19 protein-coding genes are annotated in these 18,754 nt (G+C 72.8%); 14 read left to right on the top strand and 5 right to left on the bottom strand.

Going from position 1 to position 18,754, the window contains the following annotated elements; genetic code table 11:
- Positions 1–15: 15 nt before the first annotated feature.
- On the bottom strand, positions 16–1,158 hold the full coding sequence (locus ACH4TP_RS36785; protein WP_389237581.1) for an NADH-quinone oxidoreductase subunit D: 1,143 nt from the start codon (positions 1,156–1,158) through the stop codon (positions 16–18).
- Positions 1,159–1,162: 4 nt separating this feature from the next.
- Positions 1,163–2,296: an SAM-dependent methyltransferase gene (locus tag ACH4TP_RS36780; RefSeq protein WP_398440310.1), complete on the bottom strand. Its 1,134-nt coding sequence runs from the start codon at positions 2,294–2,296 to the stop codon at positions 1,163–1,165.
- Positions 2,297–2,393: 97 nt separating this feature from the next.
- Here ACH4TP_RS36780 and ACH4TP_RS36775 point away from each other — a divergent pair, with 97 nt between their 5' ends.
- Both ACH4TP_RS36775 and ACH4TP_RS36770 read left to right on the top strand, forming a co-directional pair.
- A complete protein-coding gene (locus ACH4TP_RS36775; protein ID WP_398191046.1) occupies positions 2,394–3,596 on the top strand; it encodes a sensor histidine kinase in 1,203 nt (400 codons plus the stop codon).
- 22 nt (positions 3,597–3,618) lie between these two features.
- Positions 3,619–4,293, top strand: a complete 675-nt coding sequence (locus ACH4TP_RS36770; RefSeq protein ID WP_389237587.1) for a response regulator — start codon at positions 3,619–3,621, stop codon at positions 4,291–4,293.
- Between the two features lie 47 nt (positions 4,294–4,340).
- Here ACH4TP_RS36770 and ACH4TP_RS36765 read toward each other — a convergent pair whose 3' ends face one another.
- On the bottom strand, positions 4,341–5,429 hold the full coding sequence (locus tag ACH4TP_RS36765) for a DUF5937 family protein (RefSeq protein WP_389237589.1): 1,089 nt from the start codon (positions 5,427–5,429) through the stop codon (positions 4,341–4,343).
- A gap of 132 nt (positions 5,430–5,561) precedes the next feature.
- Between ACH4TP_RS36765 and ACH4TP_RS36760 the strand changes: the two genes are divergently transcribed.
- Positions 5,562–5,765, top strand: a complete 204-nt coding sequence (locus tag ACH4TP_RS36760; RefSeq protein WP_398191042.1) for a hypothetical protein — start codon at positions 5,562–5,564, stop codon at positions 5,763–5,765.
- Between the two features lie 41 nt (positions 5,766–5,806).
- Here the strand turns inward: ACH4TP_RS36760 and ACH4TP_RS36755 are convergent, their stop codons facing one another.
- A complete protein-coding gene (locus ACH4TP_RS36755) occupies positions 5,807–7,015 on the bottom strand; it encodes a threonine aldolase family protein (RefSeq protein ID WP_398440309.1) in 1,209 nt (402 codons plus the stop codon).
- 126 nt (positions 7,016–7,141) lie between these two features.
- On the opposite strand from ACH4TP_RS36755, the gene ACH4TP_RS36750 reads away from it, so the two are divergent.
- From ACH4TP_RS36750 to ACH4TP_RS36705, 10 genes are all read left to right on the top strand, one after another.
- Positions 7,142–8,122: a Rossmann-like and DUF2520 domain-containing protein gene (locus tag ACH4TP_RS36750; RefSeq protein ID WP_398191036.1), complete on the top strand. Its 981-nt coding sequence runs from the start codon at positions 7,142–7,144 to the stop codon at positions 8,120–8,122.
- Positions 8,119–9,174: a pantoate--beta-alanine ligase gene (gene panC, locus ACH4TP_RS36745; protein WP_398191034.1), complete on the top strand. Its 1,056-nt coding sequence runs from the start codon at positions 8,119–8,121 to the stop codon at positions 9,172–9,174. Before ACH4TP_RS36750 ends, panC begins: the two co-directional genes overlap by 4 nt.
- Positions 9,171–10,865 (top strand): L-aspartate oxidase, encoded by a 1,695-nt coding sequence (locus ACH4TP_RS36740; protein ID WP_389237599.1) that lies wholly within the window; start codon positions 9,171–9,173, stop codon positions 10,863–10,865. The genes panC and ACH4TP_RS36740 overlap by 4 nt, the downstream gene beginning before the upstream one ends.
- A complete protein-coding gene (gene nadC / locus ACH4TP_RS36735; protein ID WP_398440308.1) occupies positions 10,866–11,888 on the top strand; it encodes a carboxylating nicotinate-nucleotide diphosphorylase in 1,023 nt (340 codons plus the stop codon).
- Positions 11,888–12,694 carry a type III pantothenate kinase gene (locus tag ACH4TP_RS36730; protein ID WP_389237603.1) on the top strand — a complete coding sequence of 269 codons (807 nt, stop codon included), beginning with the start codon at positions 11,888–11,890 and terminating at the stop codon, positions 12,692–12,694. Before nadC ends, ACH4TP_RS36730 begins: the two co-directional genes overlap by 1 nt.
- A gap of 117 nt (positions 12,695–12,811) precedes the next feature.
- A complete protein-coding gene (locus ACH4TP_RS36725) occupies positions 12,812–13,384 on the top strand; it encodes a hypothetical protein (protein WP_398440336.1) in 573 nt (190 codons plus the stop codon).
- Positions 13,385–13,398: 14 nt separating this feature from the next.
- Positions 13,399–13,569, top strand: coding sequence for a hypothetical protein (locus ACH4TP_RS36720; protein ID WP_389237605.1), 171 nt, complete (start codon positions 13,399–13,401; stop codon positions 13,567–13,569).
- A gap of 126 nt (positions 13,570–13,695) precedes the next feature.
- Positions 13,696–14,115, top strand: a complete 420-nt coding sequence (locus ACH4TP_RS36715) for a BlaI/MecI/CopY family transcriptional regulator (protein ID WP_398440307.1) — start codon at positions 13,696–13,698, stop codon at positions 14,113–14,115.
- A 15-nt stretch (positions 14,116–14,130) separates the two neighbouring features.
- Positions 14,131–14,649, top strand: a complete 519-nt coding sequence (locus ACH4TP_RS36710; protein WP_389237609.1) for an amino-acid N-acetyltransferase — start codon at positions 14,131–14,133, stop codon at positions 14,647–14,649.
- A 154-nt stretch (positions 14,650–14,803) separates the two neighbouring features.
- Positions 14,804–15,139 (top strand): Lsr2 family protein, encoded by a 336-nt coding sequence (locus ACH4TP_RS36705; RefSeq protein ID WP_388859161.1) that lies wholly within the window; start codon positions 14,804–14,806, stop codon positions 15,137–15,139.
- On the opposite strand, the gene ACH4TP_RS36700 is transcribed toward ACH4TP_RS36705, so the two are convergent.
- The gene (locus tag ACH4TP_RS36700; RefSeq protein WP_389237611.1) at positions 15,118–15,705 is read right to left on the bottom strand and encodes an SCO3374 family protein; all 588 of its coding nucleotides are present in this window, start codon (positions 15,703–15,705) and stop codon (positions 15,118–15,120) included. The two genes, ACH4TP_RS36705 and ACH4TP_RS36700, sit on opposite strands and share 22 nt — an antisense overlap.
- Before the next feature lie 462 nt (positions 15,706–16,167).
- Here ACH4TP_RS36700 and ACH4TP_RS36695 point away from each other — a divergent pair, with 462 nt between their 5' ends.
- A complete protein-coding gene (locus ACH4TP_RS36695) occupies positions 16,168–18,690 on the top strand; it encodes an ATP-dependent Clp protease ATP-binding subunit (RefSeq protein WP_398191027.1) in 2,523 nt (840 codons plus the stop codon).
- Positions 18,691–18,754: the final 64 nt, after the last annotated feature.

Raw genomic sequence — 18,754 nt, 5'->3', positions numbered from 1 at the left:
GGGCGCGGGGCGGGGTCACTTGTCGATGTCGCCGACGACGAAGAACAGCGAGCCCAGGATCGCCACCATGTCGGCGACCAGCGTCCCCGGCAGCAGTTCCACCAGCGCCTGGATGTTGTTGAACGAGGCCGAGCGCAGCTTGAGCCGGTACGGGGTCTTCTCGCCCTTGGACACGAGGTAGTAGCCGTTGACGCCGAGCGGGTTCTCGGTCCAGGCGTACGTGTGGCCCTCCGGCGCCTTGAGGACCTTCGGCAGCCGCTGGTTGATCGGGCCGGGCGGCAGCTCGGCCATCCGGTCCAGGCAGGCGTCCGCCAGGTCCAGGGAGTTGTGCGTCTGGTCGAGCAGGCACTCGAAGCGGGCGAGGCAGTCGCCCTCCTGCCGGACGGCGACCTTCAGGGTGTCCTGGAGCTCCCCGTACGCGAGGTACGGCTCGTCGCGGCGCAGGTCGAAGTCGACGCCCGAGGCGCGGGCGATGGGCCCGGACACCCCGTACGCGTGGACGGCCTCCGGGGCGAGGACGCCGACCCCGCGCGTACGGCCCCGGAAGATCTCGTTGCCGAGGACCAGCCGGTCGTAGACGTCCATCCGCGACCGCACGTCCGCGACGGCCTGCCGCGCCCGCCCCAGCCAGCCGGCCGGCAGGTCCTCCTTGAGGCCGCCGACCCGGTTGAACATGTAGTGCATCCGGCCGCCGGAGACCTCCTCCATCACCGCCTGGAGCTCCTCGCGCTCCCGGAAGGCGTGGAAGACGGGGGTGATGCCACCCAGTTCGAGCGGGTACGAGCCGAGGAACATCAGGTGGTTGAGGACCCGGTTCAGCTCGGCGAGGAGCGTCCGCGTCCACACTGCCCGCTCCGGGACCTCCATGCCGAGCATCCGCTCGACGGCCATGACCACGCCGAGCTCGTTGGAGAAGGCGGACAGCCAGTCGTGGCGGTTGGCCAGCATGATGATCTGCCGGTAGTCCCGCGCCTCGAAGAGCTTCTCGGCGCCCCGGTGCATGTAGCCGATCACCGGCTCGGCATGCCGGACGACCTCGCCGTCGAGCACGAGCCGGAGCCGGAGCACGCCGTGGGTCGAGGGGTGCTGCGGCCCGATGTTCAGCACCATGTCGGTGCTCTCCGCCGCGCCGCCGATTCCGACCGTCGTCTCCGTCATGCGGTCAGTATCCCCTGCCGCCCCGGGCCCCCGGGACCCGGTGGATCAGCCACAGGAAGTCGCCGAGACCACCGCGCGCGGTGAGCTCCGCCGCCTCTCCGGCGGAGGCGAGCGCCCGGACGTAACCGGCGGGGTCGGCGGAGGCGAGCGAGAGCGCCGGCCGCTCCCCGCTCACCCCGAGCCGTCGCAGGGCCTCCCGCTGCGTGACGATCTCGGCCACGGGAAGCCCGCCGAAGGGGCCGCCGCCCGTACGGCCCGCGTCCGGGTGGCTGTCCGGACCCGGGCCGCCACCCGTGAGGCCCGGGCTTCCGCTTCCGTACGCGCCCGCGTGGTCGTCCGTACCGTCCCCGTCCCCCGCCGGGAGATCCGCCGGGAGGCCCGCGCACGCGTCCATCGCCACGTGGGACGTCAGGTCGCGGTCGCCGTCCGGGACCGGGGGGACCTCGCGGCCCGCGCGGAAGCCGGTGAGGGTGCCGAAGGGGGGCCGGGAGTCCCGGAGGTGCGCGTAGTCCACGGCCACCGCGCGGCCCGCCGCGAGGGAGCCGACCGCCGCCGCCCAGGCCTCGTCGCGGGGCCGCCCGATCTCGGCCCGCGCGCCCGGCTCCCGCAGCGGCCACCAGCGGGCCAGCCAGTCGGCGTCCGGGCCGGTGACGGGGGCGCCGAGCCGTTCGGTGCCGTCCGGGGCGACCTCCACGTACCGGACGGTGCCCGCCGCGTCCGCCTCGGCGACGTCCACCGGCACGTTGTCGAGCCACTCGTTCGCGAAGAGCAGCCCGCGCACGCCCCGCGGCACCCGGTCCGTCCACTCCACCCGCGGGTCGAGCCCGTCCGGGCGGGCGGCGCGCTCGACGGCGTACGCCCGCACGGAGAGCGAGGACCCGACGGCCGCGAGCACACCGGTGAGCAGCTCGCCGCGCCCCGCGCCCACGTCCACCAGGTCGACCTCGGCCGTCCCCAGCTCCTCCGCGACCTCGCCGAGCAGCCGGGCCACGGCCGCCGCGAAGAGCGGGGAGGCGTGCACCGAGGTGCGGAAGTGCCCCGCGGGGCCCTCGGGGCGCAGATAGAAGCCCCCCGGGCCGTACAGCGCCCGCTCCGTGGCCTCCCGCCACCCCTGCCACTGACACGTCTCATCCGTCACGTGCCCCAGTCTCCACCTCGGGGAGTACGGGTCCCGCGCCAAGGATCGACCCCACGGTTGATCCGGGCACCCGTCGCCCTTCCCTACTCTGGGTGACGTGCAGCGCCTCTACGACTTCATCCGCAGACACCCGACGGGCGTCGACGTCTTCTGGGCCGTCGTCCTCCTCGGGTTCTCCCTGCTGTGGGTGGGGACGACCCACCCGACGGTGGACCAGCCCGTCGCGTACGGTCTGGTCGCCGCGCTGTTCTCCCTGGTCGTGGCCCTGCGCCGGCGTGCCCCGGAGAAGATGCTGCTGCTCGCGGTCGCGCTGGGCCTCGTCCAGCTGGCGCTCGGCCTGGTGCCGTTCATGGCGGACTTCGCCATGCTCGTGATCATCTTCACCGTCGCCGCGCACGACGGCCCCCGCTGGGCCTCCCGGCTCGCGCTCGTCGGCGGACTCGGCGCCTCCACGCTCTCCCAGATCAGATGGCCCATGGAGGCCCCGGGATCGGACGCGGCCAAGATCTTCTTCACGATCATCATGACCGTGCCGTTCGCCCTCGCCTGGGTCCTCGGCGACTCGCTCCGCACCCGCCGCGCCTACTTCGCGCAGCTGGAGGAGCGGGCCTCCCGCCTGGAGCAGGAGCGCGAGGCGCAGGCGAAGGTCGCGGTCGCCGCCGAGCGGGCCCGGATCGCCCGCGAGCTGCACGACGTCGTCGCGCACAACGTGTCGGTGATGGTGGTCCAGGCCGACGGCGCCGCCTACGTCATGGACTCCTCCCCGGAGACCGCCAAGCAGGCCCTGGAGACGATCTCCACGACGGGCCGGCAGGCCCTCGCCGAGATGCGCAGACTCCTCGGGATCCTGCGGACCGGCGAGCACCAGGAGGCCGGGGAGTACGTGCCGCAGCCCGACGTGCGGCAGATCGAGGACCTCGTCGAGCAGGTCCGGGGCGCCGGCCTCACCGTCGACTTCGCGATCGAGGGGAGCCCCCGCCCGCTGCCCAGCGGCGTCGAGCTCACCGCGTACCGGATCGTGCAGGAGGCCCTGACCAACACGCGCAAGCACGGCGGTCCGGACGTCGGCGCCAGCGTGCGGCTCGTCTACTTCGACGACGGTCTGGGCCTGCTCGTCGAGGACGACGGCCGGGGCGCCCCGCAGGAGATGTACGAGGACGGCGGCGCCGACGGGCGCGGCCATGGTCTGATCGGCATGCGCGAGCGGGTCGGCATGGTCGGCGGCACCCTGGACGCGGGCCCGCGTCCAGGCGGCGGCTTCCGGATCAGCGCCCTGCTCCCCCTCAAGCCCGCCCACTGACGACCCCTAAGGAACTGACCTGATGTCCATCCGCGTGATGCTCGTCGACGACCAGGTGCTGCTGCGGACCGGTTTCCGCATGGTGCTCGCCGCCCAGCCGGACATGGAGGTCGTGGCGGAGGCGGGCGACGGGGTCGAGGCCCTGGAGGTGCTGCGCTCCACGGCGGTCGACGTCGTCCTGATGGACGTGCGCATGCCGAAGCTGGACGGGGTGGAGACGACCCGGCGGATCTGCTCGGAGCCGGGGGCCCCGAAGGTGCTGATCCTGACGACCTTCGACCTCGACGAGTACGCGTTCTCGGGACTGAAGGCGGGCGCGAGCGGCTTCATGCTCAAGGACGTGCCGCCGGCGGAGCTCCTCGGCGCGATCCGCTCGGTCCACAGCGGCGACGCGGTGGTGGCGCCCTCGACCACGCGCCGGCTCCTGGACCGCTTCTCGCCGATGCTGCCGTCCTCGGGCAAGGAGCCCGAGCACAAGGAGCTGGGGCGGCTGACGGACCGGGAGCGCGAGGTGATGATGCTGGTCGCGCAGGGCCTGTCGAACGGCGAGATCGCCGCCCGGCTGGTCCTCTCCGAGGCGACGGTGAAGACGCACGTGGGCCGCATCCTCACCAAGCTGGGTCTGCGCGACCGGGTCCAGGTCGTGGTCCTGGCGTACGAGACGGGCCTGGTCCGGGCGGGCGGCGGCGCGGTCTGACCCGCCCCCAGCGGTCCGACCCGCCCCCCAGCGGTCTGACCCGCCCCCTACCGGAGCACCGACTCCAAGAAGTCGCTGCCGAGCCGGGCGACGACGGAGAAGTCGAGCTGGTGGAGCACGTACCGGCCGCGGCGCTGGGTGGTGGTCAGCCCGGCCTTCTTGAGGACCGCGAGGTGCCGGGAGACCTCGGGGGCGGTGATGCCGTACGCGTCGGCCAGCTCGCTCGTCGAGTACGGGCCGCGCGCCAGGTTGCGGCACAGCCGCATCCGCATCGGGTGGGCGAGGGCCTCCAGGCGCAGCTTGACCGCCTCGACGGACTCGGTGCCGCCGACCTCGCGGGCCGCGGCCGGGTACTGGATGACCGGCTGCCAGCCGGGCGCGCTGATGGCGAAGAGGTGCGGCCAGCCGAACGCGGTCGGCACGAGCGTCACGGCCGAGCCGTGGGCCTCCGTCCGGCCGTGGACGAGCTTGTCGACGACGATCCGGGAGCCGCGCCCGTCCTCCTCCAGGCTCAGCGCGGGGGAGGCGGCCGTGAGCGCCTCGGCCAGGCCCTTGCGGCGCAGCAGCTCCGTCTTGTGGCGGGCGTCGGCGGCGAGCTGGACCCGGACGCGGCGCCAGGTGTCGGCGAAGAAGGCCTCGTCGCAGTCCTCCAGGAGCCGGCGGATCCAGGCACGGGTGCCGACGGGATCGGCCAGCATCCGCTCCACGAACGCGGACTGGCGCGGTCCGCGCGCGGCGGCCAGGTCGAGGGCGCGGCGGCGGCTGTCGGCGTCGACCAGCGGGGACGGGATGCCCTCGGAGTAGCGGCTGCTGCACGAGATCTCCAGGGCCGCGCCGACGAACGACTCGTCGTCCATGCGGTCGAGGTCGTCCAGTTCCTCGGCGAGGGTCTCGCGCGGCTGGGCGGGCAGCAGGAAGTCGGAGCGGGTGGACCGCCACATGAAGTCGGCCTCGTGCAGCCGGTCCGCCAGCTCCGGCTTCAGCGCGGCGGAGGTGGCGGTCGTCCAGGCGTGCAGCCGCGCGTGGTGGCCGGGCTCGGCGAGGGCGTGCAGGGCGTTGCCCAGCTCGGCCAGCGGAGAGGGGCAGAAGGTGATCCGCTCGTGCGGCAGTCCGGTGATGTCGATGGTCACGCTCACCCGCCCATGGTGAGGGGTCGGACGGGGGAGCCGTCTCCCCGTTTGACGGGGGTCGTCAATCGGCGGGCCCCGGATTGACGACCCCCGTCAAACCGCGGGCCGGACCGCGGCGGAGCGGCGCACGGTGAGGACATGAACGCACTGCACCAGTACGTCTTCGACGCCCACCGCGCCGCCCGGCTCGGCGAACCGATGCCGCCGGAGCCCGGCACCCACGAGCTCGCCCTGCTGCGGGCCCTCCGCGACCGCCGCCGCTTCGCACGGGTGGTGGCGGGCCGCCCGGCGCGCGGCGCCGTCCGCGCGACCCTGCTCCGATGGCTGCGCCCCGCGCGCTGAGGCCCGGCAGAGCGCGCGCCTGCCGGCCGAGGCCCGGCCCGTCACCCCTCGACGCGCGCCAGGAAGTCCCGTACGGCCTCCTTCACGTCCTTCGCCGTCCACTCCAGGCCCGGTTCCGTCACCGTCACCTCCGTCATCGCCACCCCCGGCGGGCCGCCCGCGGCCGGGGGGAACCAGCGGCGGAAGAAGGCCGCGCCGGTGTCCTCCGTCTGGGCGAAGGCCGCTGCCGTCAGGGTCTCGGGGTCGTACGGCAGCCAGACCTGGAACTGGTGGGTGTGCGGGGTCTCCGGGTGGACCCGGGACCAGCCGGTGCCCGCCTCCGCGAAGGCCTCCCGGATCGCGGCGGCCACCACGCGCGCATGCGCCACGTACGAGGGCAGCCGGGGCAGTTCGACGTCCAGGCCCCGGAGCGCGGAGAGCGCCGCCGGGTACTGCTGGAAGACCATTCCGCCGTACCGGTGGCGCCAGACCCTGGCCTCCTCCATGACGTCCTCGGGGCCGGCGAGCGCGGCCCCGGACAGGCCGCCGAGGGACTTGTAGAACGAGACGTACACGCTGTCGGCGAGCCCCGTGATCTCCGGGAGCCCGCGGCCGAAGTGCGTGGTGGTCTCCCACAGCCGGGCCCCGTCGAAGTGGACCACCGCGTCCCGCTCCCGGGCCGCCTCCACCATCTCCGTCAGCTCCTCCCAGGAGGGCAGCACGAAGCCGGCGTCCCGCAGGGGCAGCTCCAGCATCAGCGTCCCGAAGGGCTCCGGGTGGTCCCGCACCTCCTCGGCGGTCGGCAGCCGGGGCGCGCCGGTCGGGTGGACCGTACGGAGCCGGGAGACGACCCCGAACGCCCCGCCCTCGTGGACCTCGGGGTGGGCGAGCGGGTGGAGGGCGACGACGGGGCTGCCGGTGCGCCCGGCCCAGCAGCGCAGCGCCACCTGCTGGGCCATGGTGCCGGTCGGGAAGAAGACGGCGGCGGGGAGCCCGAGCTCCTCGGCGACGCGCCGCTCCAGCTCCTCCACGAGCCCGTTCCCGTACGTGTCGGGCATGGCGTCCGCGTGGCCGGCGGCCTCCGCCCAGGCGGCCAGTTCGCGCAGGCGCGACCCGACGGTGCCGTCCACGGAGGTGTGCCACAGCCGGCGTTCGGCGGCGCCCCACACCCTGGCCCGGTGGAGCCGGACCGCTTCCTCGTCCACAGGAGTCTCCGCAGGAGTCTCGACGGGGGTGTCCACCGGGGTGTCCACAGGAGTCTCAGGATTCATGGGCCGATCATCACACCACCGCCCACACCCTGTGGACAGCCCGCGGGGCGCCGCGAAACGCTGGCGTAGCATGACCAGAAATCGTCCGGTACCCGCCGAGGACTGGAACGGAAGGCCGTCCCCACCGTGAACGCACCAGCAGCGCCAGAGCCCAGAGCATCGGAGCCCCGGGCCGAGGACCGACCCGCCCGGCTCACCGTCGGAGTCGTCGGCGCAGGCCGGGTGGGACCCGCCCTCGCCGCCTCGCTCCGGCTCGCCGGACACCGCCCCGTCGCCGTCTCGGCGGTCTCCGACGCCTCCCGGCGCCGCGCCGCCGAGCTCCTGCCCGACGTCCCCGTCGTCGAGCCCGCCCGCGTCCTCGCCCTCGCCGACCTGGTCCTGCTGACCGTGCCGGACGACGCGCTGCCGGGCCTGGTCGAGGGCCTCGCCGACACCGGGGCCGTACGGCCGGGGCAGCTGCTCGTGCACACCTCCGGGCGGTACGGGGCCAGGGTCCTCGACCCCGCCCGCCGGGCCGGCGCCCTGCCGCTCGCCCTGCACCCCGCCATGACCTTCACCGGCACCGCCGTCGACGTCCAGCGGCTCGCCGGCTGCTCCTTCGGGGTGACCGCGCCCGAGGAGCTGCGGCTCGCCGCCGAGGCGCTGGTGATCGAGATGGGCGGCGAGCCCGAGTGGATCGCGGAGGAGGCCCGGCCGCTCTACCACGCGGCCCTGGCCCTCGGCGCGAACCACCTGGTCACCCTGGTGGCCCAGTCGATGGAGCTGCTCCACAAGGCCGGTGTCGCCGCCCCCGACCGCATGCTGGGCCCGCTCCTGGGCGCCGCCCTGGACAACGCCCTGCGGTCCGGGGACGCGGCCCTCACCGGCCCCGTCGCGCGCGGTGACGCCGGCACGGTCGCCGCCCACGTCGCCGAGCTGCGCAAGCACGCGCCCGGCACCGTCGCCGGCTATCTGGCGATGGCCCGCACGACCGCCGACCGGGCGCTCGCGCACGGCCTGCTCAAGCCCGAGCTGGCCGAGGACCTGCTGGGCGTGCTCGCCGAGACGGCGAGCGGAGCCGCCCACCCCGCCGGCCCCGCCGACGGACCGCAAGGAGATGACCGATGAGCCCGTTCGCCAGCAAGCGCGCCGAAGGCGGCCCCGTGCGCCACGAGCCGGCGGAGCTGGTCCCCACGGCCGAGGACCTCGCGGACGCGGTCGCCCACGGGAGCGTGCCCGGCCACACCGCCGTCGTCATGACCATGGGCGCCCTCCACGAGGGGCACGCCACCCTGATCCGGGCCGCACGCGAGCGCGTGGGCGACAAGGGCTTCGTCGTCGTCACCGTCTTCGTCAACCCGCTGCAGTTCGGCGCCGGCGAGGACCTCGACCGCTACCCCCGCACCCTCGACGCCGACCTGGAGCTGGCCCTCGACGCGGGCGCGAGCGTCGTCTTCGCGCCCTCCGTCGACGAGGTCTACCCGGGCGGCGAGCCGCAGGTCCGGATCACCGCCGGCCCCATGGGCGAGCGGCTCGAAGGCGCCTCACGGCCCGGCCACTTCGACGGCGTGCTGACCGTCGTCGCCAAGCTGCTCCACCTCACCGCGCCCGACCTGGCCTTCTTCGGCCAGAAGGACGCCCAGCAGCTGGCCCTGATCCGCCGCATGGTCGAGGACCTGAACTTCCCCGTCGAGATCGTCGGCGTGGAGACCGTCCGCGAGACCGACGGCCTGGCCCTCTCCAGCCGCAACCGCTACCTGTCGGCGGGGGAGCGCCGGACGGCCCTCGCGCTGTCCCGCGCGCTGTTCGCGGCCCGCGAGCGGCTCGCCGCCCAGGAGGCGCTGCGCGCGCGGGCCGAGGCCCTGCCCGGCACCCAGGACCGCGCCGAGGCGCTCTCCCGGATCGGCGAGGCCCGGGCCGCCGCCGACGCCCACGCGCTCGCGCAGGCCGCCGAGGGCGGCTGCGCCGATGCCGTACGGGCCGCCGCCCGCGCCGTCCTCGACGAGGCGGCCAAGGCCGAGCCGCCGCTCACCCTGGACTACCTGGCCCTCGTGGACCCGGCCGACTTCACCGAGGTCGCCGACGGCCACGACGGGGAGGCGATCCTCGCCGTCGCCGCGCGCGTGGGGAGCACGCGGCTCATCGACAACATCCCCCTGACCTTCGGAGCCGCCAAGTGACCGGAATACGGCTGCACGCGCCCGCACCGGGCTGGGCCATCGACGCCGACGTCGTCGTGGTCGGCTCCGGGGTCGCGGGCCTCACCGCCGCCCTGCGCTGCACCGCCGCCGGACTCCGTACGGTCGTGGTCACCAAGGCCAACCTCGACGACGGCTCCACCCGCTGGGCGCAGGGCGGCATCGCGGCCGCGCTCGGCGAGGGCGACACCCCCGAGCAGCACCTCGACGACACCCTCGTCGCCGGTGCCGGGCTGTGCGACGAGAGCGCCGTGCGGGCCCTGGTCACGGAGGGCCCGGACGCCGTCCGCCGCCTGATCTCGACCGGCGCCGACTTCGACAAGACCTCCGACGGCGAGATCGCGCTGACCCGGGAGGGCGGCCACCACCGCCGCCGGATCGCCCACGCGGGCGGGGACGCGACCGGCGCCGAGATCTCCCGCGCCCTGGTCGAGGCGATACGGGACCGGGGCGTGCGCTTCATCGAGCACGCCCTCGTCCTGGACCTCCTCCACGACGCCGAGGGCCGTACGGCGGGCGTGACCCTGCACGTCATGGGCGAGGGGCAGCACGACGGCGTCGGCGCCGTCCACGCGCCCGCGGTGGTCCTCGCCACCGGCGGCATGGGCCAGGTCTTCTCCGCCACCACCAACCCGGGCGTCTCCACCGGCGACGGCGTCGCGCTGGCGCTGCGCGCCGGGGCCGAGGTCTCCGACCTGGAGTTCGTCCAGTTCCACCCCACGGTGCTCTTCCTCGGGGCCGGCTCCGAGGGCCAGCAGCCGCTGGTCTCCGAGGCGGTACGGGGCGAGGGCGCCCACCTGGTCGACGCCGACGGGGTCCGCTTCATGCTGGGGCAGCACGAGCTGGCCGAGCTCGCGCCCCGGGACATCGTCGCCAAGGCGATCACCCGCCGGATGCAGGAGAACGGCACCGACCACATGTACCTCGACGGCCGTCACTTCGGCGCCGAGATGTGGGCGGAGCGCTTCCCGACGATCCTGGCGGCCTGCCGTTCCCACGGCATCGACCCGGTGACGGAGCCGATCCCGGTCGCCCCCGCCGCCCACTACGCCTCCGGCGGCGTCCGCACCGACCTGTCCGGCCGGACCACCGTGCCGGGCCTGTACGCATGCGGGGAGGTCGCCTGCACGGGCGTCCACGGCGCCAACCGGCTCGCCTCGAACTCGCTCCTGGAGGGCCTGGTCTTCGCCGAGCGGATCGCCGAGGACATCACGGCCGCGGCCCCGCGCGTGCCGGGCGCCCCGGTGGCGCACCCGGCCCCGGTGACCCTGCCGCTGCCCGTGGCCGGTGCCCGGGCCCGTATCCAGCGGATCATGACGGCCGGCGCGGGCGTGCTCCGCTCGGAGGCCAGCCTGCGGGAGGCCGCCGAGGCCCTCGAAGCCCTGCACGGCGACGCCGTGGCGGGCGGCGACGACGACAGCAAGGCGGGCGAGCCCGGCGTGGACTCCTGGGAGACCACGAACCTGCTGTGCGTCGCCCGGGTCCTGGTCGCGGCGGCCCGCCGCCGCGAGGAGACCCGCGGCTGCCACTGGCGCGAGGACCGCCCCGACCGGGACGACGCGCACTGGCGCAGGCACCTGGTCGTCCGCCTCACCCCGGAGCGGACGCTCGACGTCCGCACCACCGACACCGCCGACTTCCCCCCCACCCTCGACGCACCCAGGGAGCCGTAAGTGAGCACGCCCGAGGAAGCCCGTCCCGAGCCCGTGGACGTCCCTCTCATCCAGATCAACGCGGTCTCCTCCGAGGAGGAGCCCGGCGGCTGCGGCGACGGCTGCGGCTGCGGCGGCGGCGAGGAGTTCGAGTGCGGTCTCGACCCCGCCCTCGCGCAGCTGCTCGCCGACGCCGGTCTCGACCCGATCCAGGTCGAGGACATCGCCCACCTCGCGATCGCCGAGGACCTCGACGGCGGGGTCGACGTGACGACCGTGGCGACCGTCCCCGAGGACGCCGTCGCCACCGCCGACTTCACCGCCCGCGAGGCCGGTGTCGTGGCCGGTCTGCGGATCGCCGAGGCCGTCCTGTCGATCGTCTGCACGGACGAGTTCGAGGTCGAGCGGCACGTCGAGGACGGCGAGCGCGTCGAGGCCGGGCAGGTGCTCCTCAGCGTCACCTCCCGCACCCGCGACCTGCTCACCGGCGAGCGCAGCGCGCTCAACATCCTGTGCCGCCTCTCCGGCATCGCCACCGCCACGCGCGCGTGGGCGGACGCCCTGGAGGGCACGAACGCGAAGGTCCGCGACACCCGCAAGACGACGCCGGGCCTGCGCGCCCTGGAGAAGTACGCGGTCCGCTGCGGCGGCGGCGTCAACCACCGCATGTCGCTCTCCGACGCCGCCCTGGTCAAGGACAACCACGTGGTGGCCGCCGGCGGCGTCGCCGAGGCCTTCAAGGCCGTCCGCGAGCTGTTCCCGGAGGTGCCGATCGAGGTCGAGGTCGACACGATGCACCAGGTCCGCGAGGTCCTTGACGCGGGCGCCGACCTGATCCTGCTCGACAACTTCACCCCGATGGAGACCGAGGAGGCCGTCGCGCTGGTCGCGGGCCGCGCCGTCCTGGAGTCCTCGGGCCGGCTGACCCTGGAGAACGCCGCGGCGTACGCGTCGACCGGCGTCGACTACCTGGCGGTCGGCGGCCTCACCCACTCCTCCCCGATCCTCGACATCGGCCTCGACCTGCGCGAGGTGCGGGCCTGATGCTGCTCACCATCGACGTCGGCAACACGCACACGGTGCTCGGTCTCTTCGACGGCGAGGAGATCGTCGAGCACTGGCGGATCTCCACGGACCCGAGCCGCACCGCCGACGAGATGGCGGTCCTGCTCCAGGGCCTCATGGGCATGCACCCGCTGCTCGGCGTCGAGCTGAGCGACGGCATCGAGGGGATCGCCATCTGCGCGACGGTCCCCTCGGTGCTGCACGAGCTGCGCGAGGTGACCCGCCGGTACTACGGGGACGTGCCGGCGGTCCTCGTGGAGCCGGGCGTCAGGACGGGGGTGCCGATCCTCACGGACAACCCCAAGGAGGTCGGCGCCGACCGCATCATCAACGCGGTCGCGGCCGTCGAGCTGTACGGCGGTCCGGCGATCGTCGTGGACTTCGGCACGGCGACGACGTACGACGCGATCACCGTGCGCGGCGAGTACGCGGGCGGGGCGATCGCGCCGGGCATCGAGATCTCGGTGGAGGCGCTGGGCGTCAAGGGCGCGATGCTCCGCAAGATCGAGCTGGCCCGCCCGCGCAGCGTGATCGGCAAGAACACGGTCGAGGCCATGCAGTCGGGCATCGTCTTCGGGTACGCGGGCCAGGTCGACGGCGTGGTGGCCCGGATGAAGCGGGAACTGGTCGGCCCGAAGGGCGACCCCTCCGACGTCACCGTGATCGCGACCGGCGGCCTGGCGCCGATGGTCCTCGGCGACTCGAAGGAGATCGACGAGCACGAGCCCTGGCTGACCCTGATCGGCCTGCGCCTGGTCTACGAGCGGAACGTCGCCCGCATGTAGGCGCGCCCCGTGAGCGGGGGCGATCATTCCGGCGCGCCGGAATGATCGCTAAGCGGAAATTGTCCGATTAGCGCGTATCGTCGGCCCATGCCCACGCCATACGGACCCCGCGGCGGCATGGCGTTCAGCGCGGACGAGCTGCGTGTGCTCCGCCGTGCCCTCGCCATCGCCCTCCACCCTGCCCGCCTCCAGGACGAGGACGTCCAGGACTGCCTGCGCCTGGCCGACTCCGTGGACGAGGCGGTACGCGAGGCCGGCCGGCTGCGCGCCTTCCTCCTCGACGACCTGGCCCGCTACCGCGAGGCGCTGCCCGGTTCCCTCGGCGGCTACCTGGAGCTCCTCAAGGACGCGCTGGCCGCCGGCTACGACCCCGGCGCCGACGACCTCGCCGCCCTGCGCGCGCTGCGCCACAACCCGGCCGCCGCCGAGCTGCTCGCCCGCTGCCAGGTCCTCGCCGAGCGCTCCGTGCGCGCGCGCCTGGCCCGGGTCTCCCAGGCCACCGCCCCGACCGCGCCCTCCCCCTCCCGGGCCCGGCTGCTCGCGCTGCCCGGCGGGCGCGCGGCGGCCGACGAGCCCCGGCCGAAGCCGCCCGCCCCGGCCGAGCGCCCGGTGCCCAAGCCCTCCGAGGTCTTCCCGCCGCGCCGAAGGCCCGTTCCGCCGCCCCCGCCCGAGGAGCGGGTCGCCGGATAGCTACTCTGGACGGCATGGAATACGTATCCGCGCTCCTGCCCCCCGTCGTGATGGCCGTCTTCTTCATCGGCCTCGTCGTCACGATCGTCAAGAGCCAGGGCGGCCCGAACAAGGCCAAGGAGGACGCGGTCGTGGACGCCGCCCTCGCCCGCGCCGAGGCGGCCCGCCAGGCGGACGGTTCCTGACGAGGGTCCCGGCCCGCCCCGTACCGCAGCACCGAGGGTGCGCGACCGCTTCCGGTCGTGCACCCTTTTGTCGTTCTCCGAGCGTAAATAGCCGTTTATCACCGCTTCCCGCACTAAGGTGGCATTGTGCCCCGCCCCCTGGGAGAACTCGAAGACGCGGTGATGACGCGCGTCTGGCAATGGAACCGCCCGGTCACCGTCCGGGAAGTCCTGGAGGACCTTCAGCAGGAACGGTCCATCGCCTACACCACCGTCATGACCGTCATGGACAATCTCCACCAGAAGGGCTGGGTCCGCAGGGAGGTCGAAGGCCGCGCCTATCGATATACGGCGGTCTCCACCCGCGCCGCCTACTCCGCCGCGCTGATGAACGAGGCCTGGGCGCAGAGCGACAACCCCGCCGCGGCCCTCGTCGCCTTCTTCGGGATGATGTCGCCGGAACAGCGCGAGTCGCTGAACGACGCCATCCGGATCGTCCAGCGCGACACCCCTCTCCCGGCCGCCCCGCGGGAGAACGAGGGTGAGGAAGGGACGCCCCGCCCGTAGCGATAGCGTCCCCCCATGTCGACCTCCGCCAAAGCCGTCACCGTACGCAGGGCCCGCACCACCGATGTGGCCGCGATCCGTCGTCTCGTCGATCCTTTCGTGCAGCGCGGCATCCTGCTCGACAAGGCGACCGTGACCCTTTACGAGTCCATCCAGGAGTTCTGGGTCGCGGAACGCGACGAGGACGCCGTCGTCGTCGGCTGCGGCGCACTCCACGTCATGTGGGAAGACCTCGCCGAAGTCCGCACTCTCGCCGTCGATCCCGACTTCAAGGGCGCCGGCGTCGGACATCAGGTGCTGGACAAGTTGTTGCACACCGCCCGATGGCTCGGGGTGCGGCGGGTATTCTGCCTGACCTTCGAAGTCGACTTCTTCGCGAAGCACGGCTTCGTCGAGATCGGCGAGACCCCGGTCGACGGAGATGTCTACAGCGAGCTCCTCCGTTCCTATGACGAGGGAGTCGCCGAGTTCCTCGGTCTCGAACGAGTGAAGCCGAACACCTTGGGCAACAGCCGGATGCTTCTGCACCTGTGACGGGGAAGCCCGGGGAGCCTCTCGCGGAACCCTATGTCCGAATCGCGCACGTTTCCCGCGTTCCCCGGGTTCTGAACCTCTCCCAGGGGTTTGTGTTTTTCCGGGAAAAGCGGTTTCCTTTCCGCGTACTGCATTTTCGATGAAAGGAAATCCGGTGGCACAGAAGGTTCAGGTCCTTCTTGTCGACGACCTCGACGGCGTCGAGGCGGACGAGACCGTGACGTTCGCGCTGGACGGCAAGACCTACGAGATCGACCTCACCACCGCCAACGCGGAAAAGCTCCGTGGCCTGCTCGAGCCGTACACCACGAGTGGCCGCCGCACCGGCGGCCGCACCACCGGCGGCCGCGGCAAGGGCCGCGCCGTGGCGACGGGCAGCCAGGACACCGCGAAGATCCGCGCGTGGGCCAAGGAGAACGGCCTCAACGTCAACGACCGCGGTCGCGTTCCCGCCGACATCAAGGCCGCCTACGAGGACGCGAACCGCTGAGGCGACAGCTGCTGAGAGGCCCCGCCGACCCGGGCACTCAGCAGCCGCACCCGATGGCACTCCGCGGCGGCGGCGGCCACGAGACGCACCAGACACGGGGCATCCGCAACGCCCCACGGCGCGGACCGCAACGCCGGCAGCGAGGACTCGACCTCGCGACCCGGCGCGGGCGCCCGCAGCCACACCGCGGCGCCCGGCGCGCCGGATCCACCCCGTCCCGGGGGAAGGGGCGCGGGCATCCGGCCGTCGGCACCGAGGGCCGTGAGATCCAGCGAGATCCCGCCCCACTCCAGCCAGTCGAGCAGCCCCGGCAGCTCCTCCGCGCTCCCCGCGGCCACGAGCAGCCCCACCCGGTGTCCGAACAGGGCCACCGGACCCGTCGCCGCGCCCATCCGGCGCAGCACGCCCGGGCCGGCCGCCGCGGGCAGCTCCAGGACGTCGAACCGCAGCCCGGTCACCAGGCCCACCGGCGGACCCGCCACCGTGGCCCAGCCGAGCTCGTCCTCGTACCACCGCGCGATCCCGCCCTCGGGCGGCGTGCGGGGCAGCGGGACGGTGACGGCCATACCGGGGGAACTCCCGAGAGGGCGCGTTGGTTACGCCCGCGGTGACACGGAGTCCCCCGACGAGCGCGCAAGGTGTCCGTGATGAGGCGTACGCGTGCATTCGGCAGCGCGAGGGTGTTCGCTGGTAGCGGAGGGAACCGGGGTGCGCCGCATGGAGTGTCAGTGCTTACGGGTAAGACATTCCTAGTGGAGAGGGGCGACTCGCGGGCTTCGGCGTCTCACGTTCGCCATCGGCGTACTCAAGGCGCGGGTAACTACTTGGCCTGCGGGAACATCGTCTCGCACCATCGGGTTGGAGCATTTGTCGGCTGTTCGGCAGCAGGTCTCCCCACTGAGAAGGGGGGTGATCCGGACGGATGTCGGCAGTTGGAATGAGCGGTCCCCGCTTGCGGGACTAAGCTGCGGAAGGACAGGGAGGGGATCGACCCCTAACTGACTGACCGCTCTGAGGAGCGATTAACGATGTTCGAGAGGTTCACCGACCGCGCGCGGCGGGTTGTCGTCCTGGCTCAGGAAGAAGCCCGGATGCTCAACCACAACTACATCGGCACCGAGCACATCCTTCTGGGCCTTATCCACGAGGGTGAGGGTGTCGCCGCTAAGGCCCTGGAGAGCCTCGGGATTTCGCTCGAGGCGGTCCGCCAGCAGGTTGAGGAGATCATCGGGCAGGGGCAGCAGGCCCCGTCCGGGCACATCCCCTTCACCCCGCGTGCCAAGAAGGTCCTGGAGCTCTCGCTCCGTGAGGCCCTCCAGCTCGGCCACAACTACATCGGCACCGAGCACATCCTGCTCGGCCTGATCCGCGAGGGCGAGGGCGTCGCCGCCCAGGTCCTCGTGAAGCTGGGCGCCGACCTCAACCGGGTGCGGCAGCAGGTCATCCAGCTGCTCTCCGGCTACCAGGGCAAGGAAGCCGCCACGGCCGGCGGCCCTGCCGAGGGCACCCCCTCGACGTCCCTGGTCCTCGACCAGTTCGGCCGCAACCTCACCCAGGCGGCCCGCGAATCCAAGCTCGACCCGGTCATCGGGCGCGAGAAGGAGATCGAGCGGGTCATGCAGGTGCTGTCCCGCCGCACGAAGAACAACCCGGTCCTCATCGGCGAGCCCGGCGTCGGCAAGACCGCCGTCGTCGAGGGCCTGGCGCAGGCCATCGTCAAGGGCGAGGTGCCCGAGACCCTCAAGGACAAGCACCTCTACACCCTGGACCTCGGCGCGCTGGTCGCCGGCTCCCGCTACCGCGGTGACTTCGAGGAGCGCCTGAAGAAGGTCCTCAAGGAGATCCGCACCCGCGGCGACATCATCCTGTTCATCGACGAGCTCCACACCCTCGTGGGTGCGGGCGCCGCCGAGGGCGCGATCGACGCCGCCAGCATCCTCAAGCCGATGCTGGCCCGCGGTGAGCTCCAGACCATCGGTGCCACCACGCTCGACGAGTACCGCAAGTACCTGGAGAAGGACGCGGCCCTGGAGCGCCGCTTCCAGCCCATCCAGGTCGCCGAGCCGTCGCTGCCGCACACGATCGAGATCCTCAAGGGTCTGCGCGACCGGTACGAGGCCCACCACCGGGTCTCCATCACCGACGAGGCCCTCGTCCAGGCCGCGACCCTGGCCGACCGGTACATCTCGGACCGCTTCCTCCCGGACAAGGCGATCGACCTGATCGACGAGGCCGGCTCCCGGATGCGCATCCGCCGGATGACCGCGCCGCCGGACCTCCGCGAGTTCGACGAGAAGATCGCCGGCGTCCGCCGCGACAAGGAGTCCGCGATCGACTCGCAGGACTTCGAGAAGGCCGCGTCCCTGCGCGACAAGGAGAAGCAGCTCCTCGCCGCGAAGGCCAAGCGGGAGAAGGAGTGGAAGGCCGGCGACATGGACGTCGTCGCCGAGGTCGACGGCGAGCTGATCGCCGAGGTCCTCGCGACCGCCACCGGCATCCCGGTCTTCAAGCTGACCGAGGAGGAGTCCTCGCGTCTGCTCCGCATGGAGGACGAGCTCCACAAGCGCGTCATCGGCCAGAAGGACGCCGTCATCGGCCTCTCGCGGGCCATCCGCCGCACCCGTGCGGGTCTGAAGGACCCGAAGCGCCCCGGTGGCTCGTTCATCTTCGCCGGTCCGTCCGGCGTCGGTAAGACCGAGCTTTCGAAGGCGCTCGCCGAATTCCTCTTCGGCGACGAGGACGCGATGATCTCCCTCGACATGTCGGAGTTCAGCGAGAAGCACACGGTTTCCCGTCTCTTCGGTTCGCCGCCCGGATACGTCGGCTACGAAGAGGGCGGCCAGCTCACCGAGAAGGTGCGCCGCAAGCCGTTCTCCGTCGTCCTCTTCGACGAGGTCGAGAAGGCCCACCCCGATATCTTCAATTCCCTTCTCCAGATCCTGGAGGACGGTCGCCTGACCGACTCCCAGGGCCGGGTCGTGGACTTCAAGAACACGGTCATCATCATGACCACCAACCTCGGGACCAGGGACATCTCGAAGGGCTTCAACCTGGGCTTCGCCGCCCAGGGCGACACGAAGTCCAACTACGAGCGGATGAAGGCGAAGGTCAGCGACGAGCTGAAGCAGCACTTCCGCCCGGAGTTCCTCAACCGTGTGGACGACATCATCGTCTTCCCGCAGCTGACCCAGGACGACATCCTCCAGATCGTCGACCTGATGATCAGCCGCGTCGACGAGCGCCTCAAGGACCGGGACATGGGCATCGAGCTCTCCCAGTCCGCGAAGGAACTCCTCGCGAAGAAGGGCTACGACCCCGTGATGGGCGCCCGGCCGCTGCGCCGGACGATCCAGCGCGAGATCGAGGACACCCTCTCCGAGAAGATCCTCTTCGGCGAGCTGCGCCCCGGTCACATCGTGGTCGTGGACACCGAGGGCGAGGGCGAGGAGCGCAAGTTCACCTTCCGCGGCGAGGAGAAGACGTCCCTCCCGGACGCCCCGCCGATCGAGGCCACGGGCGGCACGGGCCCGAACCTCTCGAAGGAAGCGTGACCCACGCGCTGAGCGCTGAGCGGTAAGGGGCGGTCCCGGAACCTGAAGGGTTCCGGGACCGCCC

The organism is Streptomyces sp. NPDC021012, from assembly GCF_044333355.1.
Taxonomy (GTDB): Bacteria; Actinomycetota; Actinomycetes; order Streptomycetales; family Streptomycetaceae; genus Streptomyces.
Note: the sequence above shows the minus strand (reverse complement) of the source record. Positions and strands in the feature narration are given on the sequence as shown.

Coding starts and splice junctions, on each gene's coding strand:
- ACH4TP_RS36725 (WP_398440336.1), top strand. CDS start 12,812: ATGGCGTTCAGCGCGGACGAGCTGCGTGTGCTCCGCCGTGCCCTCGCC.
- ACH4TP_RS36720 (WP_389237605.1), top strand. CDS start 13,399: ATGGAATACGTATCCGCGCTCCTGCCCCCCGTCGTGATGGCCGTCTTC.
- panC (WP_398191034.1), top strand. CDS start 8,119: ATGAGCCCGTTCGCCAGCAAGCGCGCCGAAGGCGGCCCCGTGCGCCAC.
- ACH4TP_RS36730 (WP_389237603.1), top strand. CDS start 11,888: ATGCTGCTCACCATCGACGTCGGCAACACGCACACGGTGCTCGGTCTC.
- ACH4TP_RS36710 (WP_389237609.1), top strand. CDS start 14,131: ATGTCGACCTCCGCCAAAGCCGTCACCGTACGCAGGGCCCGCACCACC.
- ACH4TP_RS36760 (WP_398191042.1), top strand. CDS start 5,562: ATGAACGCACTGCACCAGTACGTCTTCGACGCCCACCGCGCCGCCCGG.
- ACH4TP_RS36770 (WP_389237587.1), top strand. CDS start 3,619: ATGTCCATCCGCGTGATGCTCGTCGACGACCAGGTGCTGCTGCGGACC.
- ACH4TP_RS36785 (WP_389237581.1), bottom strand. CDS start 1,158: ATGACGGAGACGACGGTCGGAATCGGCGGCGCGGCGGAGAGCACCGAC.
- ACH4TP_RS36700 (WP_389237611.1), bottom strand. CDS start 15,705: ATGGCCGTCACCGTCCCGCTGCCCCGCACGCCGCCCGAGGGCGGGATC.
- ACH4TP_RS36755 (WP_398440309.1), bottom strand. CDS start 7,015: ATGAATCCTGAGACTCCTGTGGACACCCCGGTGGACACCCCCGTCGAG.
- ACH4TP_RS36695 (WP_398191027.1), top strand. CDS start 16,168: ATGTTCGAGAGGTTCACCGACCGCGCGCGGCGGGTTGTCGTCCTGGCT.